Annotated in this window: 6 protein-coding genes and 1 pseudogene; all 7 read right to left on the minus strand. The window is 35.3% G+C overall.

Translation table 11 applies throughout. The features are described 5' to 3' along the window. Window positions 1–227: 227 nt before the first annotated feature. Window positions 228–1,064: a nucleotidyltransferase domain-containing protein gene (locus tag G470_RS0110625; RefSeq protein WP_028274789.1), complete on the minus strand. Its 837-nt coding sequence runs from the start codon at window positions 1,062–1,064 to the stop codon at window positions 228–230. A 287-nt stretch (window positions 1,065–1,351) separates the two neighbouring features. Beyond that, window positions 1,352–2,317, minus strand: a complete 966-nt coding sequence (locus tag G470_RS0110630) for an aminoglycoside phosphotransferase family protein (protein ID WP_051258553.1) — start codon at window positions 2,315–2,317, stop codon at window positions 1,352–1,354. 244 nt (window positions 2,318–2,561) lie between these two features. Next, window positions 2,562–4,201: pseudogene (gene merA, locus G470_RS13425) on the minus strand (mercury(II) reductase). A 22-nt stretch (window positions 4,202–4,223) separates the two neighbouring features. After that, complete coding sequence (merR, locus tag G470_RS0110640) at window positions 4,224–4,619, minus strand: Hg(II)-responsive transcriptional regulator (RefSeq protein WP_028274791.1); 396 nt, start codon at window positions 4,617–4,619, stop codon at window positions 4,224–4,226. A 160-nt stretch (window positions 4,620–4,779) separates the two neighbouring features. Beyond that, window positions 4,780–5,223 (minus strand): RadC family protein, encoded by a 444-nt coding sequence (gene radC / locus G470_RS13430; RefSeq protein WP_028274792.1) that lies wholly within the window; start codon window positions 5,221–5,223, stop codon window positions 4,780–4,782. 311 nt (window positions 5,224–5,534) lie between these two features. Continuing rightward, on the minus strand, window positions 5,535–6,266 hold the full coding sequence (locus tag G470_RS13940) for a hypothetical protein (protein WP_051258554.1): 732 nt from the start codon (window positions 6,264–6,266) through the stop codon (window positions 5,535–5,537). Window positions 6,267–6,539: 273 nt separating this feature from the next. After that, window positions 6,540–7,712, minus strand: coding sequence for an IS256 family transposase (locus G470_RS0110655; RefSeq protein ID WP_028273281.1), 1,173 nt, complete (start codon window positions 7,710–7,712; stop codon window positions 6,540–6,542). Window positions 7,713–7,812 lie beyond the last annotated feature (100 nt).

Below are 7,812 nucleotides of genomic sequence, written 5' to 3' on the forward strand. Positions count from 1 at the left end.
GCAAAATTAAAAATGAGTCCGGTGCAGTACCGAACTCATTTTAACCAAGCTGCCTAAATGAAATAACCGTGTCTAACTTTTAGGGGTCACTTCAACCAAAGGGATTCTTTTTTTATTAAATCAAAACTAAAGCACCCCTTTACTTTAAGTGTATTTTTTCACAATGCACAAAAGAAGTATAAAAAAGTACAGGAAATAAGATTTCCATATACCTTTTTTACCTTAGCCTAATTACTTAATAAAACCTCTGTCTCAAAAATAAGTTCTTGAAGTATTTCAAGCCCTCGTCTTGTGCTATCTATGCTTGGAGAAAGCAATTTGATAATTTCATCTATTCTTTTTTTGTAGCCTTGTGGCTTTATATCAAACCCGTCAATCATTCGAACTGCCTTTTTTTCATTGATGCAATATTCTTCATTCATAGCAAATATGACTTGATTTAGGCATGAGATTGTTCGATAACAATGACCTGTAACATAAGAGATATCATCTTTATCAACATTATCTTTAGCAAACATTAAAGAAAAGGTTGCTTCGAACATAAAGTAACCAATTATTGCATCTCTTAAAGGTTTGGGATATGGAATGGTTTTGGATTTCAGTTTGGAAATTCGATTCGTTTTTTCATCTAATATTTTACAGATGGACAATTCCCCCATGTACATAACATTCAGGTAAGCATGTGGATGTCCTGTATGGTAATGAGTTGAAACGTTACCTAACAGGCATTCATCAATGACTTGTTCCACTCTATTAACATCACGGAATATTAAATCAACATGATAACCTTGAACAATAATCCATCCACCACCGTTTATCCAAGCACCCCATTCGCCTAAAGATGTAATTAAATTCTCTCTATGTTCATCATCCAGTTTAGTAGCAACTCTGCTAACATCGTTGACATTAAAATCTGCCGATTCATCATAGTATATTCCAATGTCAATATCAGACGTGTCGTGATTAGTGCCTCTTGCTCTTGAACCTCCTAAAACTATCCCTTCAATGCCAGATATCCCGTTCAGTTCCTTAATTATTTCGTTTAAAATATTTTGTATTGTCATAAATCTTTCAACTCCCATAAATTAAATTTAATATTATCTGTACGTTACTTATCCATTTCTTCGTCCTCCATTTCATTCAACCTGGCGTTGTCGTTTATCTTATATAGTAATTATAAAATCTGAGTTCTCTTTTTCAAAGTAAAAACAGTATAGCTTGGCTTGTAGGTTCCTCAACTCTTCTCCCTGTTAGCGACACAAGAGCTGTGACAGTTTGTTCCACTAAAGCGCTCCGATAGTTCAATAAACATTTTAAGAAATGTGAAAAATAACCACGTGACCATTAATTTTTAATATGGTTCGCTTTGAAAGCCGTAACTCCATTCCGATGCAATATCAAGTAATTGCATACCTTGAGGTTTTTCACCGATTTTCATCAGTAATAATCCAGTTGCTACTGCTTGGATGTATCCCCACTCTCTTATTGACATTGGTTCTACATTAGTTAATTCACCAAGAAAGATAGACCTTTTATAACCACTCTCTACAGGATTTAAGATTAATTCATCCGCCCATTCCCGCATTAATACACCTAAGTCATATGCAGGCTCAGCAATTAATCCATCAGGGTCTATAAATTTAAACATACTTTCACTCTCAGAACTGGTTTCAACTTGTAGAATATTTCCATTATGTGCATCACCATGTACTAACACTCCGTTTTGCAACTCAGCTACTCTCAAACGATTTTCTAAATAACTTAATGATTTATCTACAATACTTTTTTCACAAGGCTTCTTTAGCTCTAACCATAAATCTACAATAAAGGTTGAGAACCATGTAATGAGGGAGGTACTTGTTTGTAAATTAGTTTTTTCCTGCTCCACAACTATCCAAGTTTGGTTTAATGTTTTACAGATAACTTCCATTTGAATCTTAGAACTATAATTAAACTCACTTAGTGGTTTCCCTAATTTTTCAACCAACAATGCTCTATTTTTTAAATCAAAGTCTATTAATCGTACATACCCTTTTCCATTAGCTAATTTTAGTGCCGTTATTTGTTGTTCAAAATCTGAATTACCTTGTACCGATGGCATTACAACCTTCATAATAGCTTTATTATTACCTGTGGTCGTAACTTCAGCCACAAAAGCTTCTGAGCCTCCTTTTAAACTTTTAATAACCTTCACGTTCCATTTATCCTCTAATAAAGTAATTAGGTTACCTATATTATTGAGCCATTTTTCACCCACATCACCCAAACTCAATGCTTTCTTTTTCACGATATCAGGAACTATATATTTGTAACACATAATTAATAAACTCCTCTATATTTGAACAGACTATTTCTCAGAAAATATCCAGATAAATTATAAGTGTATTGAATACATTGTAATCCATTTATATCAACATTTCGGGAATTGTTATATGGAAAAAAATAAATGAAAAAGGATTGAAATTGACATTACTTGTACCAATTTGAACCAAATGATAGATCCTAGTTGAATACATTAGGTTAATTGAACTGATTAAGGTAATGCACCCATTTATTTACATTCACCCTGAACAACAAGATAACTTTGAAACATCTTTATCAAACGTAAGGACAGTTAGTCTTAATCCTTCTGCCATTGTTAAATATGGTGCAAGACTGTCTTTTAAATCCTCTACGGTTAAACCGAACTTAACTACTAAAGTCGCTGCATAAATAACTTCTCCTGCATTTTCAGATACAATATGAACTCCAAGAACTTTTAATGTTTTAGCATCAGCAACAATCTTTAATACACCTGTGGTTTCACGGTTTACTAATGCTCTAGGAACGGAATCTAAAGATAGTACAGATGTTTTTACTTCATTGCCTTGTTCTATTGCTTTTTTCTCTGTTATGCCGACTGTTGCAATTGATGGATTTGTAAATGTGACAGCAGGAACAACTGATAAATCTAATTTTTTATTTAACCCTCCAATTGCATTATCAGCAACGACCCCACCTTCATAGGCTGCTATATAGACAAACTGAGAACCTAATGTTACATCTCCTGCAGCATAAATCTTCTCATTACTTGTTCTAGCATAATCATTTATTAGGATTTCATTACGCTTTCCAACTTCAACACCCGCCGCACTTAAATTTAAAGTATCCGTATTTGGTTTTCTTCCTGTTGCTATAAGTAATTGTTCTGATTCCACGACTTTTTTCTTGCCATTTACCGTTATATAAACCTTCTTTACATCTCCAACTTGTTCTACACGATCATAGGTAGCACCTGTCACAAGGTTTATACTTTGTTCTGTTAAAACTTTTTCTACTGCTTCTGAAATCTCTGGGTTATATTCTTTTAAAAGACGCTCACTTCTTTGTATAAGCGTTACTTCTGAACCTAAATTATGGAATAGTTGCCCAAGTTCCAATCCAATGTAACCTGAACCAATAACAGTTAGTCTTTTAGGCACTTTTTAAATTCTAGTAGTGCTGTACTTGTTAGATAATCTACTTCTTCAAGTCCTGAAATCGTTGGTATAGATGGAGAAGCACCTGTTGCGATTAAAAATCGTTTGGCAGAAAGTTTCTTACCATTTACTTCAACCGTATTCTCATCAACAAACTTAGCTTCACCCTTAATTAAATCAATGCCATATTCATCTATTAAATCTATATATTTCTGATTTCTAAGTTCTTTAACTAATTCATCCTTTTGATTCACTTAAGAGGCTAAATCAACTTCTCCAGCAGAGGTTTGTATCCCTGTAAACGGATTTGCTTTTGCTAAATGGTTGATTTCTCCTACTCTTAGAAGTGTTTTTGATGGTACACACCCATTATTTACACAAGTTCCTCCAACTGTACCACGTTCAATCATGCCAACCTTAGCACCATATTCAATCGATTTAATAGCAGCAGAAAATGTAGCCCCACCTGAACCGATAATGAGTAAATCATAACCATCTTTATGATCTAACACTACATTTCTAGTGGATGAAATTTCCTCTACATTTTCAGGAATGTATTTTGCTTGTATGATTGCCTGTTCTGCTTGCTTCACATTAATATCATTAGGTAATTCAAATACCGATTCACCACGACGAAAACTGGTTTCGATATTTTTAGCACCTATATTGGTTAATGCAGAATCAATATGTTGTTCACATCCAGTACAAGTCATTCCATTGATTCTAATCAGATATTTTTTCATATTTATTCCTCCTTCTATTCAATTAGGGAATTAACGATTCAATTATAGGACATTGATGTAACGATTTTTGATCAGGACAACGGCTTTTCAAGTCCTTTAACATTGACTCAACACGCTTTAAATCTGCAATTTGTTCATGAATTTCTATTTCCTTTTTTGATACAAATTCATATATATTCTTGCAACGAACTTCATCATTATCAACAACTCCAAGCAATTTGTAGATTTCACTCAATGTAAAGCCAAGGTCTTGTAGTTTTTTGATAAATTTTACACGCTTAACATCATCATCTGAATATATCCTATAGCCTGTATTCGTTCGGAAAGGTTCTTTTAATAATGCTTTTTGTTCGTAATATCTAATCGTTTCTTTATTTACACCACATTTTTCTGCAAATACACTAATTCGATAACTCATTTTATCCCCCTATAAACATAATAAACCGTGTACCTTAGTACACGGTCAAGTATAATATTAAATACCTCTTTTTCAAGTATTCTGTCCCGTTAGAACAAGCTATAAGAATTTTGTTGAATATAAAATACGTCGAAGAAAAAAATGGAGTTAATTCTCCCTTTTAAATATAGCCTCTTTCTTTCAGGTTAGTAAAACTGTTATCACTATTTACCACTAGGTGATCTAGTACTTCAATGCCTAGTAACTTCCCAGCTTCGACTAATCTCTTTGTAACGTTAATATCTTCCATCGACGGTGTTATGTCACCACTTGGATGCTGATGTGCCACAATGACACTTGCTGCATTATTAAGTATTGCTGACTTAAACACCTCGCGAGGATGTACGATCGAGGAATTTAATGAACCAACATGACATCGATGGACTGCAATAACATTATTTTTCGTATTTAAACACATAACAAAAAATACTTCTCGATCATCACGACCAATAAAGCGAGATGCTATTTTTGCCCCATCTTCTGGACTGCGAATAATGTAATTAACTCCTTCTTCTGCCTCTCGAATTACTTGTTCAATGCGTACAATCTCTAAAATGGTTTCCATCTAGATCAACCTCTCTATTATTTTTTGACCTTTTTGGTCACCACAGAGAGAATCTTCGCATCGATTAATGTCAAGTGGCGTAAGTAGCAAAGCTATCAAGTGATTCGTATATGTTTTGGGGAAGCCTAATGAATTAGGGTGCGTTAAAAGCGTAAATTGCTTTATTACGCACCCTTATCCTACTTGGCTGACTCATAACATCCGAAGAACGAAGACCCTTTACTTAATTGATAATTCGTCTCTGCTTTACAGACGAATTAGAAGATTATAATTAGGGGGGCTGAAAAGGATGATTAATAGAGACATCTATTTTAAGGCCTATCGCTTTTAGTTTCCTTCAATAATTTCAGTATTTCATCTAACTTGTTATTTACTTTAAGTGTTTGATCCAAGTGATAAACCTCTTTTCTACTTAATGCTGAAGAGGATTCAGAAATATCGTTTTTTATATGATTGGCAATGTTATTTAATATATTTGCGTTCTCTTCAACACCTCGGTGTAGAGAAATATAATATTCCTTGGTATCTTCTAATTTTTTATTTTGATGTACCAATAATTTATTTTGTCCAACTAAGGCATTGCAATTTTGTATAATATCATCATTAACTATACTTAAAAGTTCTTCAACAATGATATTGATGTACTTTTGTTCAACTTTATAGTCTTTCAATGTTTTTTGGAATTTACCTTTAATCATGTCTTTCCATTCATTGTTTATAAAGAATTCAATAGGTTCCTCCTCGACTTGTTTATAAGAATCGCTTATTGCAAATGTTCGAAGTGCTTCAACAAATGCACGATTATACACTTTTCTTGGTCGCCCTTTACCTCCCAATTTCTCCTCTTTTACCATAGGCTTTCCAATTTGGGCAAACTCTTTATTAGTATTAACTTTAGCTGCATCTCTACGAAAAGATGATTCTGAATAATTTTTTCCGTCAAATGATAATTCCTCAATTGCCTCTTCCATAGTGAACCATTGATTCTTCAATTCTTTTATCTTTTCAGAATTTAATTCTTCCTCTTTAGTAAATATCCACATTTAAATTCACACCTCACAATAAATAACGCTATTATATCAGCCATTATAGCATTTTTCTTCATTAGTTATAGAAAATCAGATGCCTTACAAAGTCAAGTCCATAATTTTGTGTAAAAGAGTAGTCAATGTTTCTAACGCTTCTACTTACTGAATGGTAAGTAGTGAGGCTTGACAATGAGCTTCGGCATGCTAGTCTTGTGACAGGCTGGCCTCATCGGCCTGCACAGACTAAAAGGCATGCCGAAGGAGGCTCATTGTCAAGCCTTCACGGGTTTAGCGATCCATGGCGAGATATTTCCGATTACTGCCCACCCACTCATCATGCTGATCCATCAAGATAGCACCAATTAAGCGGTTAGCCGAAGCCTGATTGGGAAAAATGCCTATGACTTTTTCTCGCCGACGGATTTCGCTATTCAATCGTTCCAGAAGATTCGTGCTCTTCAGTCGATTGTAGCCTTGACCGGCTTCCGTATACTGAAAAGCATCTTCAAAGCCTGCGTCAAGTGTTTCGCAAGCTTCGGTATATTTCGTTTGATCGATGTATTCATCTACCAAAGCATTTTTCATTGTGCGGGCAAAATCAATATCTGTCAGTTTGAAGATGGCTTTCACTGCCTCCCGAAATTTTTTGGCATTTTTCTTGGGGGCTTTACTTAAAATGTTTCTTAGAAAGTGAACTTGACATCTTTGCCAGGAAACATAGGTAAAACTCTGGCGAACAGCCGCTACTAGCCCTTTATGGGCATCTGAAACAACTAGTTTTACACCTGTAAGGCCACGTTCCTTTAATGACTCGAAAAATGTTGACCAAGTGTCTTCGCTTTCCTCGCCTTGGATCATAAAGCCGATGATTTCTCGATAGCCGTCTTCGGTAATGCCAATAGCTATGTGGCAGCTTTTAGAAATGACACGGCGATTTTCACGAACTTTAATGTATAAGACATCTGTCAGAACGTAAGGGTACTCGGTCGTTGTAAGGGATCGATTCTGCCATTCTTGGACCATAGGGTCTAACTGTTCGGTAAGGCTGGACACGAAGGATTTAGAGACGGATTTTCCGCATAATTCTTCGACAATTTTGGAAACTTTACGAGTGGAAACACCGGAAACATACATCTCCAACATGGAAGCCAGCAGCGCCTTCTCATTCCGTTGGTAACGCTCGAACACCGAAGGTGAAAATCCGCCATCCCGTGTACGAGGAACTCGCAATTCCAGGGTGCCAACGCGTGTCGTATAGTCACGCTCGTAGTAGCCGTTTCGCTGACTGATCCGGCTGTCCGTTCGTTCGTATTCTTGAGCTTGTATGTATTCAGAACGCTGTTCTTCCATCAGCTGGTTGAAAATCGTCGTTAAAATATTTTTCGATACATCATCTTTCACCGAATGTTCAATTATACTTTGAACCTCTTCGACATTCAGTGTAAAATGTACTTGGGTCATATGAAGTCCTCCTAGGTATGTTTTTGTCGTTAAAAACATTGTACCGTAAAAGGACGATCATATGGCCTTTTATCTTTTACACAATTATATGGACTTTATC

Origin of the sequence: Atopococcus tabaci DSM 17538 (assembly GCF_000429585.1) — a bacterium.
Taxonomy (GTDB): domain Bacteria; phylum Bacillota; class Bacilli; order Lactobacillales; family Carnobacteriaceae_A; genus Atopococcus; species Atopococcus tabaci.